The organism is Mycobacterium sp. 94-17 (assembly GCF_035617725.1).
Taxonomy (GTDB): Bacteria; Actinomycetota; Actinomycetes; order Mycobacteriales; family Mycobacteriaceae; genus Mycobacterium.
Map to the genome: position 1 here is coordinate 281267 of NZ_JAPIYN010000001.1, position 24914 is coordinate 306180.

Sequence of the window (24914 nt, forward strand, 5' to 3'; positions counted from 1 at the left end):
ATCGCTGCATGGGCGATCCGGCCCGATTTCCGGACGCGCTACGCGAATTCAGTGATAGCGCCTTGCCAGACTGCGGCCATGTGCTGAAGGAGCGGTTCGTTCCGGCCGAACACGACATGATCCAGACCCGTCTGCAAACCCATCTGACATGATTCAGCCTGGGGAAAGTCTTCTTCGACGAGCACGGCACAGTTGCCGTTGAGCAGGTTGGTGTACCACTCGCGATCGGCGTCAGTTGTGATCGGCGTCAGTGTCCCTTGGCTGAGGTGCGTAATCGACCGGCCCGGTTCTGGCCCGGGGTAGACGCGAATCATCTGCACGCTGCCGGGTACCTCGACGAGAACGGTGGTGGGGAACAAATGCCATACCAAGATGCCCATGAAGTCGGGAAGCCAGCTGTCTTCCGGTTGGTCTTGAAAGTCAGTGATTTGGCGGAATGGAAAAGCAAAGCGGCAGTGGCGACCGAAGGTGTCGATCACGGAGTTGTTGGTGACCAGCGGAAACAGCGATTCCGGATGGGCATACTTGATGTGGTAGCCCTCAAAGTTGATGTCGATGTTGAGCTTCCAATTTGCCGCGACTTCGTAACGGCGGGTCTCGAAATGCCGTCGTTCAGCGAAGTTGTACTCAGCGAACGTATTCTCGACGTCTTCCAAGTGGGACTCGACGTCGACGTCGTCGGCCAGCCCCACCGTCAGCAGACCGCAGCGCTCGCTGATCGGGAGTTCCCTGAGGCCTCGCGAATCGAGGTCAGCCCCGTCGAACATTTTACGTGCGGGCGCACCAGTGAGCCGACCATCGAGACCATAAGTCCAGCCGTGGTAGGAGCAGACGAATGTCCTTGTCTTACCGCAACCTTCGGCCACGACTGCTCCACGGTGCGCGCATGCGTTGAAGAACGCGCGCAGCACCCCGTCGCGGGCCCGAGTGATTACGATCGGCATACCCAACAGGTCTTTGGCGATGTATTCCCCGGGCTGCCCGACTTCGCCGGCCCACCCGACCACGTGGGGGCTGCGCCGTAACATCGCCAGATCGGCTTCGTGGCGGTCCTGGCTAACAAAGGACGCCCCAGGCTCACGCCACACGTCCTTTTCCACGTCCAGCGTGTCCTGCGCCATGTGGGCCAGCACCCGCCGAGTCAACTCAGTCGCTTCCCGTCGCGGCATTCGGGATCCTCCAATGGCCATACGTAGTTATAAAAGCGTATGACGCTAGCCATGACCCTGTCAACGTAGGCTATGAGCGAGTTGTCGTCGGCTTCGGTGGAACGGTCTGATCGCCACGCGACGCGATGATCGGGCCATTGCGCCGGCGGGACTGTCGAGTTCCCAAGCGTGGATGGCGCAGTGGCATGACTGGTCAGCGCGCGGTCGCTTCCTGACAACTCGACCACGCGCCGTGCTACCGTCGCTAGACGGCTGACGTTAGATGTCTAGTCACCTGCTGGGCTCGGGTGCTTGCACATCGAGTCGAGTCAGAGTTAGGGAGTCATAGACATGCCACGCCAGGAATCTTTGGATCTTACGCACAGGTCGCTCAAGCAGTTCGAGAACAACTCATTGGAAGTCGCCGACGATGTGTGGCGTGAGCCCCGCGCCACCTATGTCGATCAGGACAGGTTCGATGCCGAGGTGGGGATGCTTCGCCGAACTCCGCACATCATCGCCTGGTCCGGCGAGGTTGCGACCGCCGGTTCCTTCACCACCAAGGACGTCCTGGGTACTCCGGTGTTGGTGGTCCGTGGCCGCGACGGCGAGTTGCGTGCCTTCATCAACGGGTGCGCTCATCGTGGTGCTCAGGTAGCCGCCGAATGCGGGACGACGAGAACATTCACATGTCCTTATCACGGCTGGACCTACGGGCTCGATGGCAAAGTGGTGGGTGCGCCGGCCCGCAGGATGTTTGCCGGCGCGCTCGACGGGCGAGGGCTAGTACCGCTGTCAGTCGTCGAACAGGCCGGACTGGTCATCGTCGCTCTCAGCGATGAGGTGGATTTGTCCGATCCACTCGGTGACATCGCAGAACTGTTGGGGCACTACGACTTCTCCACGCGGCACCACGCGAATTCCAGGCGATTCGACATCGCGGCAAATTGGAAGCTGGCGGTCGATGTCAACTTCGAGGGCTACCACTTTCCCTACGTGCACGCTGACACGCTGGATCCGATCGCCTCCAACAACTCCGTATATGACATCTACGGTCGCCACAATCGCTGGGCGTTCCCTTTCCGCGACCTGGTAAACATGCGCGACACACCAGAAGCTGCGTGGCCGGACCAGTACTTCGGAACGGTGGTGTATGGCCTGTTTCCCAGTTGCGTGCTGATCGAAGCGCCGGCGTCGTATCAGATGCTGCGCGTCTATCCCGGTCGCACCCCCAGCAGCAGCGTGGTCCATCTGACGTACGGAGCGCCGACGCCGATCACCACCGACCAGGAGCGTGAGTGGTACAGCATCCTGATGGATGGGGTATGTAACGTGTTGGCCAATCAGGACTTCCCGATGGCCGAGGCCTGCCAGCGTGGCCTCGAAGCGGGCGTTCCCGAGGTGGTGTTCGGACGTAACGAGCCGATGCTGCACCACCTGGCCTTGGTGCGACAACAAGCTCTGCTGGAATCCACCACGACCGGAAGACGCTGATGCGCGGCACGGGGGCGGGCGAACGGTGCTGGGCGATCTGCCATCGGAATGACAACGCGATGTTTGCCAATGACGTCGACGCGGCGCAGCCCGTTCCGGCCTGACCCCGCGCATGGTGGCATCAACCTTATCCTCCCCGAAACGATGACGCGATGTATTGCAATGTGACGCTGCCTCGGCACAACAAGATTGGCGCCGGTGCCATCGAGGAACTGGGAACGCTCAGCTCACAGTTGGGAATTCGGAGGCCGGTGCTGGTCACCGACAGCTACCTCAACGGTGCTGGGCAGACCGATCGGCTGGCGACTATCCTGCGTGCCGCTGGTTGTGATCCAGCAGTCTTCTCGGACACGGTGCCGGATCCCACGTCGTCATCTCTGATCCCCGGAGTCGAGGCTGTTCGACGCCACAAGGCCGACGCGGTGATCGGTTTCGGCGGTGGTAGTCCGATAGACACGGCCAAGGCATTGGCTGTGTTGGCGACCTCAGAGCGCGGCATCGCCTCTTTCAAGGCGCCCAGCTTTTACAGCGGGCCGGCTCTGCCGATCGTTGCGGTTCCCACGACCGCTGGGAGTGGTTCAGAGGCAACTCAATTCACGATCATCACCGATGACGAGACGCACGAGAAGATGCTCTGCGCGGGCGTGTCGTTCCTTCCTCTGGCTGCCGTGATTGATTTTGAACTCACCGTCACGATGCCGGCGCGCCTGACGGCTGACGCCGGTGTCGACGCGCTGACACACGCCATCGAGGCATACGTGAGCCGTCGCGCCAACCCGTTCAGTGATGGATTTGCACTCACGGCGATGCGTAGCATCGCCGTGAACTTAAGGCGTGCGTACGTCGATGGCCAGGACCGAGTCGCACGAGAAGCGATGATGCTGGCATCCATGCAGGCGGGGATAGCCTTTTCCAATGCGAGCGTGGCGCTGGTCCATGGGATGAGCCGACCCATCGGGGGACATTTCCACGTGGCTCACGGGCTTTCAAACGCGATGCTGCTTCCCGTCGTCACGCGTTATTCCGCCGAAGCCGCCCCCGGGCGCTACGCGGACTGTGCGCGGGCGATGGGATTGGCCGACGATGCGACAAGCGACGTGGTCGCTGCGGCGGCGCTGGTTGACGAGCTGGATGCCCTATGCGATGACGTCGCGGTGCCCTCGCCGGCTGAGTACGGCATCAACGAAAAAGACTGGAACACTCGCCTTGATGTCATGGCCCAGCAGGCCCTCGCCTCTGGATCACCGGGAAACAACCCGCGAATACCCGACATCGACGAAGTAATCCAGCTCTATCAGAGGATGTACCGATAATCGGCTCACGCGATTCGTACGCCGGGTGCGCCTCAACCGTACGACCGCCCTGACCGGGCATAGCGGCGGCAAGAACCGGCATTGTCCCGGCGCAGACCCCTGACGACGTCGTGATGGACGTCCTAGGTGTGCTGGACTGGCAAAGTTGGTTGGGTAAGTGTGGATGCTCTGACCGTTGGCTATTTGCCTCGCGACTGTCGATAATGGCCGCAACGGTCTATGCGCTGCTGGTGCGGTGCCAATTGAACCGGTAGCCGCACATCGAAATCTGCCGCGGTGAGCCGCTACGAGCACGAGCATCCGGTGCGGGTGGTGAAGGACGGGTGGAGGTCAAGCCGAACGAGCGCTGGGCCTACACGAGCTCCTACTCAGCGATGTGCCTAACCTCGCGTGGTGTATCGGATATGCCAATGCATCCTGGACGATCTTGTGGACTTCCGATTCGACCGCATCGAAGAATCGATGGTGTTCAGCCGGTCCTGTTCGACACCGATGCTGCCGGCAGGATCGGCTGCGGCGGCTGCGCAGCCCGTTCGGCGCTATTGATCGCGCCACCATTTTTCAGATAACTCACCAGTGGCCACCAGGACCGACCGTCCGCGCAGATAACTGGTCTCATCGGCGACCGTCACCCTGACTTGTCCGCCCGGCACGCGAACTTCGACCGCGCCCGCGTGCGAACCGGAGAACGCCAGCGCCGCAACGGCTGCCGCAACCGCCCCGGTAGCGCACGACCGGGTCTCGCCGATGTCACGTTCAACGAAGCGCATTGACACCGATCGATCTACCGGTGCCGTCAGCACTTCGACGTTGAGGCCTGGGGGGAGCCGCGAGTGGTCGACGGTGCCTGGCGCCGGCAAGTCGAGCGCGGCCAGCTCGTCGAGCGTCAGGTCGGGGTCGACACAGGCGAGATGCGAGCCGCCCACGTCGATCGTCAGGCCCGCGAAGCGCCGCCCGCCCACCTTCGCCTCTCCGGTGCCGCGTTGAGTGGTCCTACCCATCTCGACCGTTACGTCCGCCGTGGTCGAGTCGGCGGAGTGTAGTTCGACGGGGCGTCCACCCGCGAGAGATCCGATCACGAACTCCCTGCGACGCTCCAACCCGGCCGCCCAGAGGTAATGCGCGAACACGCCGACGCCGTTGCCGCACATCTGGGCGATCGATCCGTCCGCGTTGCGGTAATCCATGAACCAGTCGTCGAGGGTAATGCCCTGCGGCAGTTGATCGAAGAGCCCTGCCTCACGAGCGGAACCCGCGACCGTCACCCGCAGCACGCCGTCGGCGCCCAGACCGCGGCGGCGGTCACAGAGGGCCGTCACGGTTGCCGGCGTGAGGTCGAGCCTCGCCGGCAGATCCATCAGCAGCACGAAATCGTTCAGGATGCCATGCCCTTTGGCGAACAACACGTGCTCAGGATCCGCGAATAGAGGGCAGCCGGTTGGCGTTCACGCCAGCCGTGAAATCTGTTGCACTCCGTAGTGCTGCGCATAGGGGAGTCACTGCTGACCCTGGGTTGCGGGATCGGGTCGGGAGGCCAGATAGTCCAGGATGGCTTCGGCGACCGGGCCCGGCCGATCTACCTGCAGGAAGTGGCCCGCCCCCGGGATGGTTTGAGTGCGGCTTCCTGCCGGCAAGGAGTCCAGCAGCTTTTCGGTGTAGCCGACCTGCATGGCGCCGTCGACGGCGCCATGCAGAAGCAACATCGGGTGACACGGCAACTCGAAGCGGTAGCGGTGCAGGTCCGCGTAATGCGCCGGCGGCGGGGTGAAACGAAACATATCCCGGTAGTAGCGGACTGCCGCCTTGCGGTGGGCGTCGTTGGGCAGCGCCGTCAGCGCATGGGCGGCGCCCTGGCCGGTGTCCGAGTCACACGGCGACCAGTCGCGCCACAACCGCGGGATCACCCTGCCCAAGGTGCGGTGCGGTCGCACCGGCAATTGGAAAAACAAGATATACCAACTCATTCGGAGCTGGATGGCCGACATCTTCAGCGTTCGCGCAAGCCCGTACTCTGAGACATCGATCGCTTGCACCGGTGGTAATGCCATCGAGATGTGCTCGGCGAAAGGCGATTCCGGCCATGCGGCGAGGGCATTGCAGGTCCATGCGCCCCAGTCGTGACCGATTAGTACAGCGTCGTGCGGAGCACCGAGTTCCCGGTGTAATTCGACGAGGTCGGTCATCAGCGCGCCGATGTGATGGCTGCCGTCGTCGGGCAGCGACGTCGGTGCGTAGCCCCTGGTGTAGGGCGCAACCACGCGGTAGCCCTGATCGGCCAGGATGGTCGCAACCGGGCGCCAGCTGTCGGCGCTGTCGGGGAAGCCGTGCACGCACAACGCAAGTCGTCCATCGGACGGGCCCCACGCCAGCGCGCCCATCCGGACATGCGAAAGCGTGAATTCGAGTTTCTCCGCCACGTCGGTCATCGCGCCACCGTTCGCTGATGAGCTGCGGGCGTGTTGGATGCCATGAGCTCCCGTCCCCGACACCAGTCAGTCCAAGCCGCCAGACGATCGACGCCGGCCGACGGCGCCACGGAGGCTCTGACGGTGTCCAGGGACGCTCTGATGTCGTGCACTGTCGTTGACAGATCGTACGACCCGAGCATACATTACCAAAATAATGTCCAGCCATCGACTGCTGGCCCACGCTGGCGCTCCTAATCAACGGGCGGGGTGAAAGATGAGCCTGATCGTCTTGAACAATCCAGCGGAAATTCCTTGGCAGACGAACGTGTTCGATCTGCTGATGCTGACGATGTTCGTGGCGGCGGTCGTTCACACCGTCGTGCAGTTCCGGCGGGGCCGGCGGATTTATGCAGCAGTGCTGATCGCGGCGTTCGTCTATGGCCTCATCTTGGAGCTGGCTGGCATGGCGACATTGAACATGTACGTGCAGGGAGATTTCCTGGTGATGCTCAACTGGACGGCCATCCCGTTGTGGAAGGGGACCACGATGATGCCGTTCTACGTCACGATCTTCTACCCGGTCTTCCTATTCACCGGCTTCAAAGTCGTTGAGGCGCTGGGCATTAAAAAGCGGTGGCAGGCGGCAGCCACGGGTGGTCTGTTCATGATCGCCCTCGACGCGCCATACATCATCGAAGGCAACCTACGCCATGTCGTGTGGTGGACGTGGGACCCGAACTTCACATATTTCCAGTACTGGGTCGGCTGGCCCCTGGTCGACATGTGCTGGCAGGGGCTTTGGGATGCACTCTTCATCTATGTCGCGTTATGGGCCTTGCCGCGCATCGATGGCACGGCGACTGCGCCGGCGCGCTGGTCGACAGCCAAAGCTTTGGGAGCCTTTCCGCCCCTCGCGGCGCTGGCCGTCCTGGTCGGCGGACCTATCTTGATGTCGCCTCTGACAGTCGTCTCTGCGCTTAAGGGACCGCAGTGGCCGTTGGCTGCCCTGTTGGTTGCGACGTATTGCGCCATCGCGGTGACAGCGCTTCGCTCGGCGCGGGTTAACGATCGCGTCGAACCTGTAACTGCGCTCGTTGTGGGCCTTTACGTCGTGAGCTTCGGTACCTTCGTGATCGGCAACGTCGTCCACGAGGGCGGTATCACGTCGTACCTGCTAGTGCAGACGCTGGGACTGGTTGTCACCAGCGGCTTCGCGCTCTCACCGATAGTCGTCGGCGCACGACGGCGCGCGGTTCACTCCAAATTGCCGAACCGAGCGAGCGTCGAACACATATCCGCGTAAGGGTCCGGGTGCTTGCGGGCATCTGGGCCGAGGTCAGCACACGACGCGGCGTATGGATGCCGCAAATCGGGCAGGCTCGGTCAGGCATTCCGCGCTCGGTCAGGCAGTCTTAGTGCCCACGGTGTACCAGCGTGCGGCGCTGCGAGGTTCCTCCTCGTAGCGGCGGAACCAGCGGCCGGCCAAAGCGGGTAAGGTCTCAAAATCCGGATTGTGGCCAGGAGCCTGGGAGCGCACCAGGCCCATGAGCATGGCTGCCATTTCGCGGTGCGGCACACCGGCGTACGTGGCCTGGTCGGGTCGGTGCAGCTCCTTTGCGGCTTTCATAGAAGCTCGCATTGCCTTGGGCGACATGCCTTTTGGGATCAGTCGACCCAGATCGCCGCCGTCCTCGGGTGGAACATGCTTCTGGAATCCGGTGGAAATGATGGACAGAATCTCACTCATGTGCTTGATCACGCCCGCCATCGTCTTGAACCGATACCAGTAATCGTTACGCACAGCGTTATAGACGATCAGCGCCGAGCTGCGGTGTTCGATCTCTTCGACGAAATGCCACATGAACAGCGAAGCGACCCGCTCGTCACCGGGTTCGAACAACTTGTCGTCGTGATCGAGGAACACCTTGAAGTAGGGCGTGAAGGTGTTTTCGATGACTGCCGTGTATGCGAGCCGCCAGTCCAGAGGCTTGGTGGCCGTGAGGTGATCGTAGGAAGCGATGACCTGATCCATTGTCTCCTGTAGCCCTGGCCAGCGCCGGCACAACGCATTAATGTGCCGCACGTGAGCCGACGAATGCTGGGCCTCCTGGCGCAGATACAGGTTGGCCTCTTCGATCGATTGGGCGTCGGTCATCAATGGGATAGCCTCGCGGGTCGCATCGACCACGAACTTCTCGAAACCGGGCGCGAAAAAGGAGATGGTGTTGCACTGCATCGCGAACGCCGGTCGTTCGGGATGCCAGTTAAAGGGGATGTCGTCTCCGGCAAGGTCGAATCGGACGCGCCGCACTTTAAGATTTGACATCAGACCCCTAAAGCACCGTCATCGGAAAGTAGGCTGGACTACTAGACACTATCACAGATCCGTATGGTCTCCCAGCCAAGGTTCGGAAGATTCGGCTGCATCACGCCGGGCATAGCTGCGCATGCTAATGCAGGCCGAGGGCGTGCCGATCGCGGTGATCTCTGCGTGGTTCGGCACGCCGACCCGGCTTTCACGATGCGCACCTACGTTCACGCCCAGGACGACGCGCTGAAGCTGGCGGCAGCGACCTTGCAGAAGGTTGTGACATCGACGTGACATCGAGCAGGATTCGAACACCCTTGCGGACGACGGCCGAACTTGTTTGCCCAGCTAGATAGGGATTTTGGCGCAGAGCCCCCTGTCAGGATTGAACTGACGACCGCTCGCTTACAAGGCGAGTGCTCTACCACTGAGCTAAGGAGGCGGGTGAAACCGGACCCAGCCTAATCGGTCACCCGTCGGTGTCGATGACGCGCGCTGAGCGCACCGCACGTGACGAGGGACGCCGTCGTCCCGGCAGCGGAATGCGGTCGGCGATGTTGCTCAGCGGGTTGACCACCATGGTCAGCGCGATGACGGCGTCCTGCAGGGTGGCGATGGCGGGCTCGAGGGCCTCCATCCCGGGCGTCAGTCGGGCCAGGGTGTCGGCCACGTCGGCGAGTTGGTCCAGCGGTCCGTGCTTCGCCGTCAGCTTGTCGACCAGCCCACCTTCGGCCAGCAACCGGTCGGCCAGGCCGTCCTCGGCCAGCAGCCGCTCGATCAGACCGTCTTCGGCGACCAGCTGATCGGCCAGCCCGCCGGGCTGCAGCGTACGTTGCAAGGCCCCACCCTCGGCGGTCAGCCGGTCGAGCAGGCCACCCTCCGACGTCAGCAGGTCGACCACGCCGCCCGGGCGCAGCATGCGATCGATCGGGCCGTCCGGGGCCACCGCCCGGCCCAGCGGGGCGTCGTCGTCAAGCAGCCTGGCCAGGCGATTCGCCCGAAGGATCGCGTCGTCGATCCCCAGCATGGACGTCATCGCGTTGGTGCCGGCGGCCCCGCCCTCACCGAGAGCCCGCTTCGCCACGCCGACGGCCGCGCTCGCGACGCTCAAACTTGCGTCCGCAGCGGCCAGCCCCATCCGCGCGGGCGCGGTCGCAGCCGACATGACGCTTTTGGCGAGATTCATTCCAAGAGTCTATTCGCCACGCATTGTCGGGCAACGGCTTTACATTCCAAGGGATTGCGATGATTCCTAGCAGACTACTATCAGTGTGTCGGCACTAATCTTGCAGGAACTACACAACCATCACATAGCAGCCTTTTAGTAAGGGACATGAGCAACTGATGACATCGGCAACTCCCAGTGACGCGAAACCCGAGGCTCGCGTCCTCGTGGTCGACGACGAAGCCAACATCGTCGAGCTGCTCTCGGTGAGCCTGAAATTCCAGGGGTTCGAGGTCTACACGGCAACCAACGGCGCCCAAGCCTTGGATCGGGCGCGCGAGTCACGTCCCGACGCGGTGATTCTCGACGTGATGATGCCGGGCATGGACGGCTTCGGAGTGCTGCGACGGCTGCGCGCCGACGGCATCGACGCCCCCGCACTGTTCCTCACCGCCCGGGATTCCTTGCAGGACAAGATCGCCGGCCTGACGCTGGGCGGCGACGATTACGTGACGAAGCCGTTCAGCCTCGAAGAGGTCGTCGCCCGGTTGCGGGTCATCCTTCGCCGCACCGGCAAGGGCGGCGCCGAACCGCGCTCCGCGCGCCTCACTTTCGCCGACATCGAGCTCGACGAGGAAACGCATGAAGTGTGGAAGTCTGGTCAGCCAGTATCGCTGTCCCCGACAGAATTCACGCTGCTGCGTTACTTTGTGATCAACGCCGGCACAGTGTTGAGCAAACCGAAGATCCTCGACCATGTCTGGCGCTACGACTTCGGAGGTGACGTCAATGTCGTCGAGTCCTACGTGTCGTACCTGCGTCGCAAGATCGATACCGGGGAAAAACGGCTGCTGCACACCCTGCGCGGAGTGGGATATGTGTTGCGGGAACCGCGCTGAACCGTCCCGCAGGCAGCAGCGGTAGCGAAGAAGTAGGTAGATGGTCAACAAGCCCCAACGCGGTTTGCCCCTCCGGATAGGGCTCGTCACCGCGACCCTGGCCCTGGTCGCCTGCGGCCTCGCCGTCTCCGGCATCGCGGTGACGTCGATGCTGCGGCACCGCCTGGTCAGTCGCATCGACTCCGCTCTGCTCGAAGCGTCCAGGGGCTGGGCTCAGGCCCCGCCGTCGCCGCCCTTCGAGGATCCCGACCCGGGCCGGCCGCCATCGAAGTTCTACGTGCGCGGCGTCAGTATCGACGGCACCCCGTTCACCGCCATCAACGACCGCAGCGCCGCACCGGCGCTACCGTCCGACAACGACGTGGGCCCCAACCCGACCACACTTCCCTCGGTGAACGGCTCCGACATTCAGTGGCGGGCCGTGTCGGTGCACGGTCCGCACGGACTGACCACGGTCGCGATCGACCTGTCCGACGTTCAGCACACGCTCCGCTCGCTGGTCTGGCTGCAGATGGGCATCGGGGCGGCGGTGCTGGCCGTGGTCGGAATCGCCGGCTTTGCGGTGGTGCAGCGCAGCCTGCGGCCGCTGGTAGAGGTCGAGCAGACAGCCGCGGCCATCGCTTCGGGTCAGCTGGATCGCCGTGTGCCAGAACGAGATCCGCGCACCGAGGTGGGCAGGCTGTCCCAGGCGCTCAACGGCATGCTCGCGCAGATCCAGGAAGCGCTGGCATCCTCGGAGTCCTCCGCCGAGCGGGCCCGTAGTTCCGAGGACCGGATGCGGCGGTTCATCACCGATGCCAGCCACGAACTGCGCACCCCGCTGACGACCATCCGCGGTTTCGCCGAGCTGTATCGCCAGGGCGCCACCCGCGACGTCGCGATGCTGTTGTCGCGGATCGAAAGCGAGGCCTCCCGGATGGGCCTGCTGGTGGAAGACCTGCTGCTGCTGGCCCGCCTCGATGTGCAACGCCCGCTCGAATACCACCGGGTGGATCTGCTGGCGCTGGCCAGCGATGCCGTGCATGACGGACAGGCGATGGATTCCGGCCGCACGATCACCATGGAGGTCCTCGACGGTCCCGGCACACCCGAGGTGCTGGGTGACGAAACGCGGCTCCGCCAGGTGCTGAGCAACCTCGTCGCCAACGCCGTGCAGCACACCCCGGTAAGCGCCGACGTCACCGTACGGGTCGGCACCGACGGGGCCGACGCGGTGCTCGAGGTGGCGGACGAAGGACCCGGCATGACCGAGGAGGACGCGTCGCGCGTCTTCGAGCGGTTCTATCGGACCGACGCGTCGCGGGCACGAGCCAGCGGCGGCACCGGCCTGGGGCTATCCATCGTCGAGTCATTGGTGCGCGCGCATGGCGGCGCGGTGAGCGTCACCACCGCGCCCGGCGAGGGCTGCCGGTTCCGGGTAACGCTGCCGCGCATCAGCGACGTGCCCACACACGAGGCGATTCACGCCAACTGAGCCAGCGCCGCCTTGATCTTGGCCTGGGCCTCGTCCAGCGACTGCGCCGACGGGTTGCGGTCGACGTTGGCGAAGCCGAAGTCGCTCAGGCTGCGGGTGGGAAAGACGTGCACGTGCAGATGCGGCACCTCGAGCCCGGCAATGATCAGGCCGGACCGCTCGGTGCGGAAGGCCTTGCACACCGCCTTGCCGATCAACTGGCCCACTTCCATGACGCGGGCGAAGGCCGGGCCGTCGACGTCTTGCCAGTTGTCGATCTCGGCGCGCGGCACGACGAGCGTGTGCCCCTGCGTCATCGGCTCGATCGTGAGGAACGCGACGACGTCGTCGTCCTCGTAGACGAAGCGGCCGGGCAGTTCACGGTTGATGATCTTGGTGAAGATCGACGCCATGGCCCCAGCATAGGTGGGGCGTTCAGGCGGCCCCTCGTCAGTCCGCGCTCTGCTCCTCTTGGCCGAACTTCATCATGTCGAGGTTCCAGTACCCACGCATGTTGGTGATCAGCCCGGCGTCGTTGACCTTGTAGGTGAACACGCCGCGCACCGAGCTGGTGACGCCGCCTTCGAACCTGCTGTTGAGCACCAGAATGTGGGCGACCTCGTCCGGCGAGCTCGATGGGAAGGTCTCCTCGCAGGTGATGCTCAGTCGATTGGCCGCGATGTTGGTGTCGTAAAAGGTTGCGACGCCGTCCCTTCCGTGGACCCCGGAGCCGTCCGGATTGGTGACGGACTTGCCGATCGGGTCCTCGACGACGACGTCATCGGCCATCAGCGCCAGCCAGCCCTCCCGGTCATGGGCCTGGACGCACCGCCACGAGGCCTGCGATGCGGCCAGTGCCGGCGATGCCTGGGATTCGGTCTGGGTCATGTCGACCCTTACCGGTCGGCGTCTGTGAAACGGATGACGCCGCGAATGTTCTTGCCGTCCAGCATGTCCTGGTAGCCGTCGTTGATCTGCTCCAGCTTGTACTGGCGGGTGATCATGTCGTCCAGGTTGAGCTTGCCGGCCTTGTACATCGACAGCAGCTGCGGGATGTCGTACTGCGGGTTGCCACCACCGAAGATGGTGCCCTGCAGGTTCTTCTGCATGAGGGTCAGCATCGCCAGGTTCAGGTTGACGTTGGTGTCCAGCAGGCTGCCGATCGCGGTCAGCACGCAGGTGCCGCCCTTCTGGGTGATGTTCAGGTAGTTGTCGATGTCGGCGCCCTGCAGCTCACCGACAGTGACCACGACCTTGTGGGCCATCAGGCCGTAGGTGACCTCGGCCATGCCCGCCATCGCGGCCATGATGTCGGGGTAGACGTGGGTGGCCCCGAACTTGAGCGCCTGGTCACGCTTCCACTCGACCGGGTCGATCGCGAAGATGTAGCGGGCCCCCGCGTTGACGGCTCCCTGCAGTGCCGCCATGCCGACCCCGCCGACGCCGACGATGGCGACGTCCTGGCCCGGGCGGATGTCAGCGGTGCGGACCGACGACCCGTACCCGGTGGTGACGCCGCAGCCGACCAGCGCGGCGACCTCGAAGGGGACGGACGGATCGATCTTCACCACCGAGCTGCGGTGCACGACCATGTAGGGGGAGAACGTGCCCAACAGCGTCATAGGGAACACGTTCTGGCCGCGGGCCTGGATACGGAAGGTGCCGTCGGACACCGCGGCGCCGCCCAGCAGGCCGGCGCCCAGGTCGCACAGGTTGCGCATGCCCGCCTGACAGGTCGGACACTGCCCACACGATGGGATGAAGGACAGCACCACGTGGTCACCGGGCGCGATGTCTTCCACGCCCGGACCGACCTCGGTGACGATGCCTGCGCCCTCGTGGCCGCCGAGCACCGGGAAGCCGGCCATCGGGATGCCGCCGGTGACCAGGTGATGGTCGGAGTGGCACATGCCCGCCGCTTCCATCTGGATCTTGACCTCATGGGCTTGCGGGTCGCCGATCTCGATTTCCTCGATAGACCAGGGCTGGTTGAACTCCCAGATCAGTGCGCCTTTTGTCTTCACGATGGTCCTGACCCCATTTCGCCTTTGAATTGATCAGAGCTGACCGGCCCGTTCACGCCGGCCAGCTAAGTGACGAGTGCCACAGGCACCCTTGTCGCGTCAGCATAGCGCGTGCAACGAATCAAATGCTTGGTTGGTACCAGCGCTCACCAAATCGGGACGGGCGCCTCGCCAAGCGGGTAGTAGCCGGCCAGCTTTTCGCCGGCGATGCTGCGCTCGATGCGCTTCTGCATGCCGTCGCTCAGGTCCCCGGACTCGATGAGCTTGCCGAACATGTACGCGACGTGACCGAAGTCGAAGAAGTCGCGCTGCCACTCGATGAGCTGGTCGCTGTCGAGGCGGAACCAGCTGCCGCCGATGCCGTAGATCTCGTCCTGGGTGCCGTCGGTCTTGTTGACGATCTGCTTCCAGAAGCCGACGATCTCGCCCTGCTTCTCGTCGATGAGCACCTTTTGGTACTCGTACACCCAGTTCTCCAGGCCCTCCATCTCCAGGCCCAGGGCGACGTCGCGGATCTCGTCTATGCCGACGCACATCACATCTTCCTTGGGGCCGATGTTCCAGCCATAGGTGGCGCCTTCGGTGTAGAAGTCCGCCAACGGCCGCCAGTCACCGGCCTTTTCGCAATCCTTGTTGGCCTGTAGCCAGCGGTCGACCCATGCTTCGAGTTCCTCGCGGGAGTGTGACGACACTGTCAGTCTTCTTTCTCTTTGATGAATAGTGCTTGGGTTGGACACATTTGGACCGCCAGTTCGACCTCGTCGCGGGCGTCTTCGGGCGGTTCGGGGTCGACGATCTCGACCTTGCCCCGCTTGGGCACCCTGAAGTAGTCGGGTGCCTCCAGTTCGCACATGGCGTGGCCCTGACACAAATCCAGATCCGCTTCGATTCGAAATCCCATGGGAGGAGCTACTTCCGGCGCTTACGGTAACGCGCCTTAGCCGGCCTGGCCAGCTGGACGACCATCTTGGAGTGGTCGTTGTGATAACTGTCGGCTGGCTGCGCCATCTCGAACTCATACTCGCGCAACAGAACCGAGAAGATCGCTTTGATCTGCATCTGCGCGAAGGCCGCCCCGACACAGCGATGCCGGCCGGCGCCGAACGGAATCCAGGTCCACCGGTTGGCGACGTCTGCCTGCTCGGGTTTGTTGTAGCGATCGGGGTTGAACGTGTTCGGGTCGGGAAAGTCCTCCGGAATCCGGTTGGAGATCGCCGGGGACGCGGCGACATAGTCACCGTCGTGGATCGGAAAACCCTCGACTTCGAACTCGCCCTTCGCCACCCGCATCAGGATGATCAACGGTGGGTGCAGGCGCAACGTTTCCTTGACCACGTTGTCAAGCTTCGGAATCTGGCGCAACGCATGGAAACTCACCTCCTGGCCGTCGGCGTAGAGCTCCTCGAGTTCGGTGAGCACCTCGGCGTAGGCGTCGGGATGGCGGATCAGCTCGATCAGCGTCCAGGCCGAGGTGCCGGAACTGGTGTGGTGCCCGGCGAACATCAGGGAGATGAACATCCCGGTGACCTCGTCGGCGGAGAACCGCAGATTGCCCTCGTCGTCCTTGATCGACACCAGCACGTCGAGCATGTCGCGGTCGCTCTTGTCCTTGGGCGGGTTGACGGCCCGCTGGTTCATGATCTCCTGTACGAGTGCCACCAGATCTTTGCGGGCCTGGTCACGCCGCTGGAAGCTCTCGATCGGCAGGTAGGGGTCCACATAGCACAGCGGGTCGGTGCCGCGCTCCAATTCGTGGTAGTAGTGCGCGAACCGGGAGTCCAACTGATTGCGGAACTTGACTCCGATCAGGCAGGCCGTCGAGGTGTAGATGGTGAGCTCGGCGAAGAAGTCCAGCAGGTCGATCTCGCCCTCGTCGCCCCAGTCGGCGATCATCCCCCGTACCTGATCCTCGATGGTGGAGGCGTGCCCCTTCATGTGCTCGCCGCGTAGTGCGGTGTTGTGCAGCATCTCGGCACGCCGCTCGGGGCTGGCGTCGAAGACCACGCCCTTGCCGAAGATCGGCGCCATGAACGGATACGCCGCGGCCTGGTCGAGATCATCGTCGGCCGAACGGAAGAAGAACTCGTTGGCGCCCGCGCCGGAGAGCAGAATGACGTGCTTGCCCGCCAGCTGAAACCAGCCGACGTCGCCGCATTCGTCGCGGACCCGCTGCATCAAGGCAATCGGGTCGGTCCGGAATTCCTCGAGGTGACCGTGTTCTTCTTCGCCGCCCGAAACGCGCGGCACGATCGCTGTGGTCATGAATTCAACGCTTTCTCGTCGACTTTGAGTTGCTGGCGTTCTTTCGCCGCGGCTAACGGCGCTTCGGGCTGAAGCTCCATGTTCGCGATGAAGCCACCGCGCGGTGTCTCGGCGACGAACGTGATGGCACGTCCCAAATCCGCCGCACGCAGGAAATAGTCGTGTCGAGCCTGGCCCCACTTCGCCCAGTCCTCGAGCGCGGGGCCGATCTTCTCGGCGGGCAGGCTCCAGCCCATCGATGTCTTCGTCGGGCCGGGATGCACGATCGAGGCCCGCACGCCGGTGCCCTCGAGCTCCATCTGCAGGTTGGTGACCATCGCGACGAGCGCGGCCTTGGCCGCGCCGTAGGCGCCCATGTGCGGCCGCTGGCGCAGGGCCACGTCGGATCCGACGAAGATCAGGTCGCCGCGCTGCCGCTCGAGCATGCCGGGTAGCACCGCGGTGGCCAGCCGGTTGGCGCCGACGAGATGGATCTGCAACTGCGACTCGAACTCGTCGGTGGTGATCTCGGCGAGCTTGCCGAAATAGGTGTCGCCGGCGCCGGCCACCAGCACCTCGACGTCACCGAGCGCCTCGGTCGATTGTGCGACAAAGGATTTCACCGAGTTCGGGTCGGTGACGTCCAGGTGGAATCCGACCGCCTCGCCGCCGTCGGCGTTGATCTTGCCGACGATGTCGTTGAGCTTCTCCACCCGGCGGGCGCCCAGCGCGACCGGGAAACCATGCGCCGCGAGCTCGATGGCGGTCGCTTCTCCGATGCCGGAGGAAGCGCCGGCCACGATGGCGGGCCTGCGTTCGGGCAGGGGATCAAAGCGGGGCATTCAGCGGACCTCCAAGGTCATTGGTAGGTGAGCGAATCCGCGGACATTGCTCGAGTGGACGCGGACGGCGTTGGCCTCGTCCACCTCGTACCTGCGGATTCGCTTGAACAACTCGGCGAGCGCAACCCGCGCTTCCATCCGCGCCAGATGCGCACCCAGGCAGAAGTGTGCGCCGCTGCCGAAACTCAGTAGTTTGGCCCCGATTTCGCGGCCGATCAGGTAGTCGTCGGGGCGGTCGAAGACGCGCTCGTCGCGGTGCCCGGACCCGGGCAACAGCAGCAGTACATCCCCGTCGGGAATGGTGGTGTCGTAGAGGGTGAGCTCGCCCGAGACGGTGCGCGCCAGGATCTGGCTCGAGGTGTCGTAGCGCAGGGTCTCCTCCACCCATAGCGGCACCTGCGACAGATCCTCGTAGATCGGTGTCAGCTGATCCGGGTTGCGGTGACCCCAAAAGGCAGCGTTGGCAAGCAGTTTGGTGGTGGTCTCGTTACCGGCGATCACCATCAGGAACATGAAGCCGAGCACTTCGTCGTCGGTGAGCCGGTCGCCGTCGATCTCGGCTTCCAGCAGCGCCGAGGTCAGATCGTCGGTCGGGCTCTTACGTCGCTCGGCCACCATGCCCTGGTAGTAGACGATCAGGTTGAGGGAGGCCTCAACCGCCTCGGGCGGCACGTCGGTGACGCCCTCCTCGCGGTGCATCACCCCGTCGGCCCAGGCCCGCACTTGATCGCGATCGGGCTCGGGTACCCCCATCAACTCCGAGATGACGTCCATGGGGAGTTTGCCGGCGAACTCGTCGACGTAGTCGACGGTGCCGTGCGAGGCCTTATCCAGCATGGTGTCGAGGTGCTGTCGGGCGATCTCGGTGACACGGGGTTCGAGTTCGCGAATCCGCCTGGGGGTGAAGCCCTTTGAGACCAGCGTCCGCAGACGCAGGTGGCCAGGGTCGTCCATCGCCAGGAAGGACATGGTCTTGCTCGCGTGCGGGCCTCGCGATGCAGGGTCCAGCGAAACCCCGTACTTGTTGGAAAGCGTTGTGCTGTTGCGGAATCCCTGCAGCACGTCTTGGTGCCGCGACAGCGCCCAGAACTTCAGCTCATCATTGCGATACAGCGGGGCCTCGTCGCGTAGCCGCTTGTAGTAAGGGTACGGATCTTCGTGGAAGTCGTAGTCGTAAGGATCGAGGACCAGCTCGTGGTCGCCCACATGGACGGTCATTTAAGTTCTTGTCTCCTGGCTTGTCTTCCCGGGCAGGATCAGGCTCACTACATAGGCCAATCGGTCGGCAATCTGGTGATAGGTGAACTGACCACTGGCGGCCTGTACCAACGCGCCGAAAAACGTCATCTCCAGCGCGGCCACCGTGTTCGGGTCGGCTCCTGGTCCGATCGCGGTCGCGATGCGGCGGTGGATCTCGGCGCCGATGCGGTCGCGCACCGCACCCACCGCGGGGTCGGTGCCTCCGCCGAGCAGTGCCGTCGTGCACGCGGCGCCGACCTCGGGCTCGTCGGCGACCACCAGCGCCAGGTGACGCAGCACCTTGTCCACCCGGACCGGCATCGGGTCGTTGACGTCTGTGAAGAACGGGACCTGATGCACCAAGTCCAGGTAGACCTCGGCGATCAGGTGGTTCTTTGACGAGAAGTAGGTGTACGCGGTGGCCGGGGCTACCTTGGCGCGTGCGGCGACCGCCCGGACCGTCAGGTCGGCGTATGACTTCTCCCGCAGGGTTTCGATGCCCGCCGCCAGCACCTTGCGGAAGGTCTCCTCCTGGCGACGGTTGCGCGCCGGCTGACCGGTCTGGCGGTCGCCGTCGGATGAGATGGTCACCAGTGCGTCGCTGGACACATGTCCAAGCTAACGGAAGGAAACGGCACGAAGCAAGCCCGTGCGCTAAATACGCAGTTCAGCGGCGTTAGTCACGGCTTTGTGCGCGACATTCGTGATCGCCTCTTGCACCGTTGATGACCAGGCGGCTATGGTTCGATCGGACAATATCGGACAACTGTCCACCACATTGGCGTGCCGAGTCGGCCGCGCGCAGACGGGAGCGGGACATGGCCTTGCTGGCCGACGGCGTGAGTGAACTATTCATCGACGGCAAGCTGTCGGCCGGGAGCGCCGGCAACTTCCCCACGGTGAACCCGGCGACCGAGGAGGTGCTGGGTGTTGCCGCCAACGCCGACGCCACCGACATGGACCGCGCCATCGACGCCGCGCGGCGGGCCTTCGACGAGACGGATTGGTCCCGCAACACCGAATTACGGGTGCGGTGCATACGGCAGTTGCGCGACGCGATGCTCGAGCACATCGAAGAACTGCGCGACATCACCATCGCCGAGGTCGGTGCCCCGCGGATGCTCACCTCGGCCGCCCAATTGGAGGGACCGGTCGGCGACCTGAGCTTTGCGGCCGACACCGCCGAGTCCTACGAGTGGAATCAGGATCTCGGCCAGGCATCGCCGATGGGCATCCCGACCCGGCGCACGATCTCGCGGGAAGCCGTTGGTGTCGTCGGCGCCATCACCCCGTGGAACTTCCCGCACCAGATCAACCTCGCGAAACTGGGACCCGCGCTGGCCGCGGGCAACACCGTGGTGTTGAAGCCCGCGCCCGACACACCCTGGTGTGCCGCCGTGCTCGGCGAAATCATCGCCGAGCAAACTGACTTCCCGCCCGGCGTCGTCAACATCATCACGTCGAATGACCACCGGGTGGGGGCGCTGCTCTCCAAAGACCCTCGGGTGGACATGGTTTCGTTCACCGGATCGACCGCGACCGGCCGCAGCGTGATGGGCGACGCCGCCGCGACGATCAAGCGGGTGTTCCTGGAGCTGGGCGGCAAGTCGGCGTTCGTCGTTCTCGACGACGCCGACCTGGGCGGGGCCTGCTCGATGTCGGCGTTCACCGCGGCCATGCACGCCGGGCAGGGGTGCGCCATCACGACCCGGCTGGTGGTACCGCGGGCCCGCTACGACGAGGCCGTCGCCATCGCGGCGGGCACCATGGGCTCGATCAAGCCCGGCGACCCCAACGACTCCGGAACCGTATGCGGGCCGGTGATCTCCGCCCGGCAGCGCGAGCGCGTGCAAAGCTATCTCGATCTCGCGATCACCGAGGGCGGGACGTTCGCCTGCGGCGGCGGCCGCCCGGCTGACAAGGACCGCGGGTTCTTCATCGAACCCACCGTAATCGCGGGCCTGACCAACGACGCGCGGCCCGCCCGCGAGGAGATCTTCGGCCCGGTGCTCACCGTAATCGCCTACGACGGTGAGGACGACGGGCTGCGCATCGCCAACGACTCGCCGTATGGCTTGTCGGGCACCGTGTTCAGTGCCGACCCCGACCGTGCCGCGAAGTTCGCCGCGCGGATGCGGGTGGGCACCGTCAATGTCAACGGCGGTGTCTGGTACTCCGCCGACGCACCGTTCGGCGGATACAAGCAATCCGGCAACGGACGAGAGATGGGCGTGGCCGGCTTCGAGGAGTACCTGGAAGTCAAAACCATTGCCACAGCCGTGAAGTGACCGCGCCAACTAGGCGAGCGAGAGGAAGACATGCGATTCGAAAATAAGGTCGGCATCGTCACCGGTTCTGGTGGTGGCATCGGGCAGGCGTACGCCGAGGCGCTGGCCCGCGAGGGCGCGGCGGTGGTGGTCGCCGATATCAACGCCGAGGCCGCCGACGCTGTCGCGAAGCAGATCGTCGCCGACGGCGGAACCGCCATCAGCATTCCGGTCGACGTGTCCGACCCCGCGTCGGCCAAGGAGATGGCCGACCGAACGCTGGCCGAATTCGGCGGCATCGACTACCTGGTCAACAACGCCGCGATCTTCGGCGGCATGAAGCTGGACTTCTTGCTCACCATCGACCCGGAGTACTACCGCAAGTTCATGAGCGTGAACCTCGACGGCGCGCTGTGGTGCACCCGCGCGGTGTATAAGAAGATGGCCAAGCGCGGCGGCGGAGCGATCGTCAACCAGTCATCCACTGCCGCCTGGCTTTACGCGAACTACTACGGCCTGGCAAAGGTCGGGCTGAACGGCCTGACGCAACAGCTTTCGCGCGAGCTGGGTGGCCAGAAGATCCGGATCAATGCGATCGCCCCCGGGCCCATCGACACCGAGGCCAACCGGACCACCACGCCCAAGGAGATGGTCGACGACATTGTCAAGGGTCTGCCGCTGTCGCGGATGGGGACGCCCGAGGACTTGGTCGGCATGTGTCTGTTCCTGCTCTCCGACGAGGCATCATGGATCACCGGACAGATCTTCAACGTTGACGGCGGACAGATAATCCGATCATGAGTGACGATCTGAAGCTCGGATTCATCGGACTGGGCAACCAGGGCACGCCGATTGCCAAGCGGCTCGTCGAATGGCCCGGCGGGCTAACGGTTTACGACCTTCGCGCCGAGGCGATGACCCCGCTGGCCGAAGCCGGCGCCGGCCTGGCCGACAGCGTCGCCGACGTCGCGCGGGCCGACCTCATTCATATCGTGGTGCTCGACGACGCCCAGGTGCGGGAGGTCGTCGGCGAACTGGCGGCGAACGCCAAGCCCGGCACGATTATTGCGATCCACTCGACAATCAATCCGGACACTGCGGTCGAGCTCGCCGAGCGGCTGGGGTCCGCGGGTATCCATATCGTCGACGCGCCGGTGAGCGGCGGGGACCGCGCGGCGAAGAAGGGCGAGCTGGCGGTGATGGTCGGTGCCGACGACGCTGCATTCGCTCTTGTGCAGGAGCCCTTCTCGCGATGGGCATCGCTGATCGTTCATGCCGGCGAGCCCGGAGCGGGCACCCGGATGAAGCTGGCTCGCAACATGCTGCATTTCACGTCTTTCGTTGCAGCGTGCGAGGCGCTGCAGCTCGCCGATGCGGCCGGTATCAGCCTGCAAGATCTGGGCAACGTTGTGCGCCACAGCGATAAGCAGACCGGTGGTCCCGGCATGATCATGTTCCGCGACGACGCCAAGCCGTTGATGCCAGACCACTTCCTCTACCAACCCTTCTTGCATACCCGGGCGCTGGGGGAGAAGGACTTGGGCCTGGCCCTGGCGTTGGCCGACGAGCTGGATGTTGATCTGCCGCTGGCACGGCTTGCCATACAAAACCTGGCAGCCGGCCTCGGGGTCCCGCACACGGGGAAAGAGGCGTAATGGACGAGCTGCGCAGCAAGGGCCTCGCGAAGATGAACGAGGTCTACGGCTGGGAGATGCCCAACATCGAAGGCGACGCGTACTTCGACCTGACCGTCGACCACCTGTTCGGCAGCATCTGGACGCGACCGGGATTGTCGATGCGAGACAAGCGCATCATGACGCTAACCGCGGTGACCGCGGTCGGAAACCGCGATTTGGCCGAAATCCAGATCAACGCAGCACTTCTCAACGGCGAACTCACCGAGACCGAGCTCAAGGAGATGGCCGTCTTCCTCACCCACTACCTCGGGTTCCCGCTCGGTTCTGCGCTCAACGGAGCGGTCGACGCCGTCGTGGCCAAACGCAAGAAGGCTGCGGCGAAGGGTTCTGGAGAGGACAAGAAGGCCAACGTCGAGGGTGCGGTCAAGATGCACAGGGGCGGGTGACCGCGACTAAGCGTGCCGTGCAGCCTCTTTGGCGAGCTGCACTCGCGAGGCGATCCCCAACTTGGAGTAAACGTTGCTGAGGTGCGCTTGCACGGTACGCGGCGACACGAACAGACCCGCCGCGATGTCCTTATTGGCAAGCCCTTCGCTGACGAGTTTGACGACGTTGATTTCCGCCGGCGTCAGCGATTCCCAACCGGTTGACGGTCGATTGCGCTCCCGACCGCCGCGTTGCGCGTAGGCGATCGCGTCGTCGAGGGACATCGCGTCACCGTCGGCCCACGCATCCTCGAATTCCTTATCGCCCAGAGCTTCGCGTAGCGCTGCCACCGTTGCGTCGTATGCGGCGTCGTAGATATTCATGCGCACATAACCGGTTCGGTTGCGTTCCGCCTGTGCCGCTCCGAGAAGGCGCGCGGCCTCACGGCCTGCCGCCGCCAGGGCGGCCAGGCATTCGATGACAAGCCTTCAGGTCGACCGCTCCGATCAGCGCGTCATTACTGTCGCGCTGCGCTTGCTCGAAGTCGCCTTGAGCGATCGCGGCCCGGGCGCGCTTCGCCAGCGCGAGCACCCGGTGCACGCCGGGGGCTGCCGCGACGGGACCTGATCTTTCAAGAGCAGGCCAACGGCACCGACCTGGTGTTGGCCATGCCGACTCGGTGGGGCATGGGCTTCGCCCTGCCGAATCCCGAGGCGGTGCCCGACGTTCCGAACGAGAAGATCTGCTACTGGGGCGGGTGGGGTGGCTCCATGGCGGTCATGAATCCGTACTGCCGCACTACCTTCGCCTACGTGATGAACAAGATGGGCCAGGTGACGCCGGCCGGAACCGAACGCACACGCAACTACACGCGGCTGATCTATCAGGGCCTCGGCTGAGGACTATCAGTACGGCTGAATACCTTCGGGCATCACGTATTCGGAGATCGGCCCGGTGACGCCATTGATGGTCGTTCCGCCGTTGATGATGCCCGGCGCCAATCCCAGCATGTTGTGCGGGAATCCGAGCCTCGGTTTGGTCAGCGCGTCCAGCCGCGCCAGCTCGTCACCGCTCAGGTTCACGTCGACGGCCCGGACGTTGTCGTCCAGCTGGGAAAGCCGGCGCGCGCCGATGATGACGGACGAGACGCCACGCTGCGCGCGGACCCAGGCCAGCGCCACGCTCGCGACGTTCGCGCCGTGCGCCGTCGCGATGGCCTCGAGTTCGTCGATGACGGCGTACGTCTTCTCGTTGAGGAAGGCATCGACCATGGCGCCGCGATCGGCGCTGTGCCGGCCCGCGTTGGCGCGGGTGTACTTGCCGCTGAGGACGCCGCCTTTCAGCGGCGACCACGGCGTGATACCGAGGCCGAACTCGGCCGCCATCGGCACCAGTTCTGCTTCGATGGTGCGTTCCAGTAGCGAGTACTCGACCTGCAGTCCGATGAACGCCGACCAGCCGCGGAGCCGGGCGATGAGGTTGGCCTGGGCGATCTTCCACGCGGGGGTGTCCGAGACGCCGATGTAGCGCACCTTGCCGGCGCGAACGAGGTCCTCGAGTGCCGCCATGGTCTCCTCGATGGGGGTGTTCTGGTCCCAGATGTGCAGCCAGTACAGGTCGATGTAGTCGGTTTGCAAGCGCCGCAACGAATTGTCGCAGGCATTGATCAGCGACTTGCGGCCCGAGCCGCCGCCGTTGGGATCACCCGGATACAGGTTGCCGCTGAACTTGGTCGCGATCGTCAACCGGTCGCGGCGGGCCGGGTGGCGCCCGATGTGGTCGCCGATGATCTTCTCGGAGTGGCTTCGGGTGTAGAAGTTGGCGGTGTCGATGAAGTTGCCGCCGAGCTCGATGTACCGATCGATGATCTGTTGGGACTCGTCGACGCTGGTGCCCCAGCCGAGGTCTTCGCCGAACGTCATCGCGCCCAGGCACAGGGGGCTGACGCGCAGACCGGATCGCCCGAGTGTCACGTATTGATCCAGCGGCATGATGCCCACTTCCGGTAGATTGTTCGACCATGAGTTTGTTCATATCGAAACTAGTTCGT

28 protein-coding genes and 1 tRNA gene are annotated in these 24914 nt (G+C 64.2%); 12 read left to right on the plus strand and 17 right to left on the minus strand.

Annotated elements, in window-relative coordinates; all coding sequences use genetic code 11:
- Positions 1-38: 38 nt before the first annotated feature.
- Positions 39-1133, minus strand: a complete 1095-nt coding sequence (locus OQ789_RS01385) for an aromatic ring-hydroxylating dioxygenase subunit alpha (protein ID WP_324682938.1) — start codon at positions 1131-1133, stop codon at positions 39-41.
- 366 nt (positions 1134-1499) lie between these two features.
- Between OQ789_RS01385 and OQ789_RS01390 the strand changes: the two genes are divergently transcribed.
- Positions 1500-2642 (plus strand): aromatic ring-hydroxylating oxygenase subunit alpha, encoded by a 1143-nt coding sequence (locus OQ789_RS01390; RefSeq protein WP_324682939.1) that lies wholly within the window; start codon positions 1500-1502, stop codon positions 2640-2642.
- A 152-nt stretch (positions 2643-2794) separates the two neighbouring features.
- Positions 2795-3955, plus strand: a complete 1161-nt coding sequence (locus OQ789_RS01395) for an iron-containing alcohol dehydrogenase (protein WP_324682940.1) — start codon at positions 2795-2797, stop codon at positions 3953-3955.
- Positions 3956-4494: 539 nt separating this feature from the next.
- On the opposite strand, the gene dapF is transcribed toward OQ789_RS01395, so the two are convergent.
- Both dapF and OQ789_RS01405 read right to left on the minus strand, forming a co-directional pair.
- Positions 4495-5361, minus strand: a complete 867-nt coding sequence (gene dapF / locus OQ789_RS01400; RefSeq protein ID WP_324682942.1) for a diaminopimelate epimerase — start codon at positions 5359-5361, stop codon at positions 4495-4497.
- 90 nt (positions 5362-5451) lie between these two features.
- The gene (locus OQ789_RS01405) at positions 5452-6381 is read right to left on the minus strand and encodes an alpha/beta hydrolase (RefSeq protein ID WP_324682944.1); all 930 of its coding nucleotides are present in this window, start codon (positions 6379-6381) and stop codon (positions 5452-5454) included.
- A 256-nt stretch (positions 6382-6637) separates the two neighbouring features.
- On the opposite strand from OQ789_RS01405, the gene OQ789_RS01410 reads away from it, so the two are divergent.
- The gene (locus tag OQ789_RS01410) at positions 6638-7666 is read left to right on the plus strand and encodes a hypothetical protein (protein WP_324682945.1); all 1029 of its coding nucleotides are present in this window, start codon (positions 6638-6640) and stop codon (positions 7664-7666) included.
- 99 nt (positions 7667-7765) lie between these two features.
- Here the strand turns inward: OQ789_RS01410 and OQ789_RS01415 are convergent, their stop codons facing one another.
- Positions 7766-8689, minus strand: a complete 924-nt coding sequence (locus OQ789_RS01415) for a metal-dependent hydrolase (RefSeq protein WP_324682946.1) — start codon at positions 8687-8689, stop codon at positions 7766-7768.
- A 165-nt stretch (positions 8690-8854) separates the two neighbouring features.
- On the opposite strand from OQ789_RS01415, the gene OQ789_RS01420 reads away from it, so the two are divergent.
- Positions 8855-8965 carry a recombinase XerD gene (locus tag OQ789_RS01420; RefSeq protein WP_324682947.1) on the plus strand — a complete coding sequence of 37 codons (111 nt, stop codon included), beginning with the start codon at positions 8855-8857 and terminating at the stop codon, positions 8963-8965.
- Positions 8966-9041: 76 nt separating this feature from the next.
- Here OQ789_RS01420 and OQ789_RS01425 read toward each other — a convergent pair.
- Both OQ789_RS01425 and OQ789_RS01430 read right to left on the minus strand, forming a co-directional pair.
- Positions 9042-9113: transfer RNA gene (locus OQ789_RS01425), tRNA-Thr, on the minus strand.
- Between the two features lie 27 nt (positions 9114-9140).
- Entirely contained in the window at positions 9141-9857 is a 717-nt protein-coding gene (locus OQ789_RS01430) for a hypothetical protein (protein WP_324682949.1), read from the minus strand.
- Between the two features lie 158 nt (positions 9858-10015).
- Here OQ789_RS01430 and OQ789_RS01435 point away from each other — a divergent pair, with 158 nt between their 5' ends.
- Together OQ789_RS01435 and OQ789_RS01440 are read left to right on the plus strand one after the other, a co-directional pair.
- Entirely contained in the window at positions 10016-10735 is a 720-nt protein-coding gene (locus OQ789_RS01435; RefSeq protein WP_324682950.1) for a response regulator transcription factor, read from the plus strand.
- Between the two features lie 40 nt (positions 10736-10775).
- Positions 10776-12209 carry a HAMP domain-containing sensor histidine kinase gene (locus tag OQ789_RS01440; RefSeq protein ID WP_324682952.1) on the plus strand — a complete coding sequence of 478 codons (1434 nt, stop codon included), beginning with the start codon at positions 10776-10778 and terminating at the stop codon, positions 12207-12209.
- On the opposite strand, the gene OQ789_RS01445 is transcribed toward OQ789_RS01440, so the two are convergent.
- The 9 genes from OQ789_RS01445 to OQ789_RS01485 form a co-directional block, all read right to left on the minus strand.
- A complete protein-coding gene (locus tag OQ789_RS01445; RefSeq protein ID WP_324682953.1) occupies positions 12197-12601 on the minus strand; it encodes an HIT family protein in 405 nt (134 codons plus the stop codon). The two genes, OQ789_RS01440 and OQ789_RS01445, sit on opposite strands and share 13 nt — an antisense overlap.
- A gap of 37 nt (positions 12602-12638) precedes the next feature.
- Positions 12639-13076, minus strand: coding sequence for a ketosteroid isomerase family protein (locus OQ789_RS01450; RefSeq protein ID WP_324682954.1), 438 nt, complete (start codon positions 13074-13076; stop codon positions 12639-12641).
- An 8-nt stretch (positions 13077-13084) separates the two neighbouring features.
- A complete protein-coding gene (locus OQ789_RS01455; protein WP_324682955.1) occupies positions 13085-14212 on the minus strand; it encodes an NDMA-dependent alcohol dehydrogenase in 1128 nt (375 codons plus the stop codon).
- A gap of 146 nt (positions 14213-14358) precedes the next feature.
- A complete protein-coding gene (locus OQ789_RS01460; protein ID WP_324682957.1) occupies positions 14359-14904 on the minus strand; it encodes a nuclear transport factor 2 family protein in 546 nt (181 codons plus the stop codon).
- A 2-nt stretch (positions 14905-14906) separates the two neighbouring features.
- Positions 14907-15113 carry a ferredoxin gene (locus OQ789_RS01465; RefSeq protein WP_324682959.1) on the minus strand — a complete coding sequence of 69 codons (207 nt, stop codon included), beginning with the start codon at positions 15111-15113 and terminating at the stop codon, positions 14907-14909.
- Between the two features lie 8 nt (positions 15114-15121).
- The gene (locus OQ789_RS01470) at positions 15122-16474 is read right to left on the minus strand and encodes a cytochrome P450 (RefSeq protein ID WP_324682961.1); all 1353 of its coding nucleotides are present in this window, start codon (positions 16472-16474) and stop codon (positions 15122-15124) included.
- Positions 16471-17295 (minus strand): SDR family oxidoreductase, encoded by an 825-nt coding sequence (locus OQ789_RS01475; protein ID WP_324682963.1) that lies wholly within the window; start codon positions 17293-17295, stop codon positions 16471-16473. The genes OQ789_RS01470 and OQ789_RS01475 overlap by 4 nt, the downstream gene beginning before the upstream one ends.
- Positions 17296-18513, minus strand: coding sequence for a cytochrome P450 (locus tag OQ789_RS01480; protein ID WP_324682965.1), 1218 nt, complete (start codon positions 18511-18513; stop codon positions 17296-17298). It lies immediately after the preceding gene.
- Positions 18514-19143, minus strand: a complete 630-nt coding sequence (locus OQ789_RS01485) for a TetR family transcriptional regulator (protein ID WP_420716017.1) — start codon at positions 19141-19143, stop codon at positions 18514-18516.
- Between the two features lie 209 nt (positions 19144-19352).
- On the opposite strand from OQ789_RS01485, the gene OQ789_RS01490 reads away from it, so the two are divergent.
- The 4 genes from OQ789_RS01490 to OQ789_RS01505 are packed head-to-tail and all read left to right on the plus strand — an operon-like array spanning position 19353 to position 22884.
- On the plus strand, positions 19353-20822 hold the full coding sequence (locus OQ789_RS01490; protein WP_324682967.1) for an aldehyde dehydrogenase: 1470 nt from the start codon (positions 19353-19355) through the stop codon (positions 20820-20822).
- Positions 20823-20852: 30 nt separating this feature from the next.
- Entirely contained in the window at positions 20853-21602 is a 750-nt protein-coding gene (locus OQ789_RS01495; protein ID WP_324682969.1) for an SDR family oxidoreductase, read from the plus strand.
- Positions 21599-22456, plus strand: coding sequence for an NAD(P)-dependent oxidoreductase (locus tag OQ789_RS01500; protein WP_324682970.1), 858 nt, complete (start codon positions 21599-21601; stop codon positions 22454-22456). The genes OQ789_RS01495 and OQ789_RS01500 overlap by 4 nt, the downstream gene beginning before the upstream one ends.
- The gene (locus OQ789_RS01505) at positions 22456-22884 is read left to right on the plus strand and encodes a carboxymuconolactone decarboxylase family protein (protein WP_324682972.1); all 429 of its coding nucleotides are present in this window, start codon (positions 22456-22458) and stop codon (positions 22882-22884) included. Before OQ789_RS01500 ends, OQ789_RS01505 begins: the two co-directional genes overlap by 1 nt.
- Positions 22885-22890: 6 nt before the next feature.
- Here OQ789_RS01505 and OQ789_RS01510 read toward each other — a convergent pair whose 3' ends face one another.
- Positions 22891-23214: a helix-turn-helix transcriptional regulator gene (locus OQ789_RS01510; RefSeq protein WP_324682973.1), complete on the minus strand. Its 324-nt coding sequence runs from the start codon at positions 23212-23214 to the stop codon at positions 22891-22893.
- Positions 23215-23341: 127 nt separating this feature from the next.
- On the opposite strand from OQ789_RS01510, the gene OQ789_RS01515 reads away from it, so the two are divergent.
- On the plus strand, positions 23342-23491 hold the full coding sequence (locus OQ789_RS01515) for a hypothetical protein (RefSeq protein ID WP_324682975.1): 150 nt from the start codon (positions 23342-23344) through the stop codon (positions 23489-23491).
- 41 nt (positions 23492-23532) lie between these two features.
- Complete coding sequence (locus OQ789_RS01520) at positions 23533-23763, plus strand: hypothetical protein (RefSeq protein WP_324682977.1); 231 nt, start codon at positions 23533-23535, stop codon at positions 23761-23763.
- A 6-nt stretch (positions 23764-23769) separates the two neighbouring features.
- Here the strand turns inward: OQ789_RS01520 and OQ789_RS01525 are convergent, their stop codons facing one another.
- Complete coding sequence (locus tag OQ789_RS01525; protein ID WP_324682978.1) at positions 23770-24864, minus strand: aldo/keto reductase; 1095 nt, start codon at positions 24862-24864, stop codon at positions 23770-23772.
- Positions 24865-24914 lie beyond the last annotated feature (50 nt).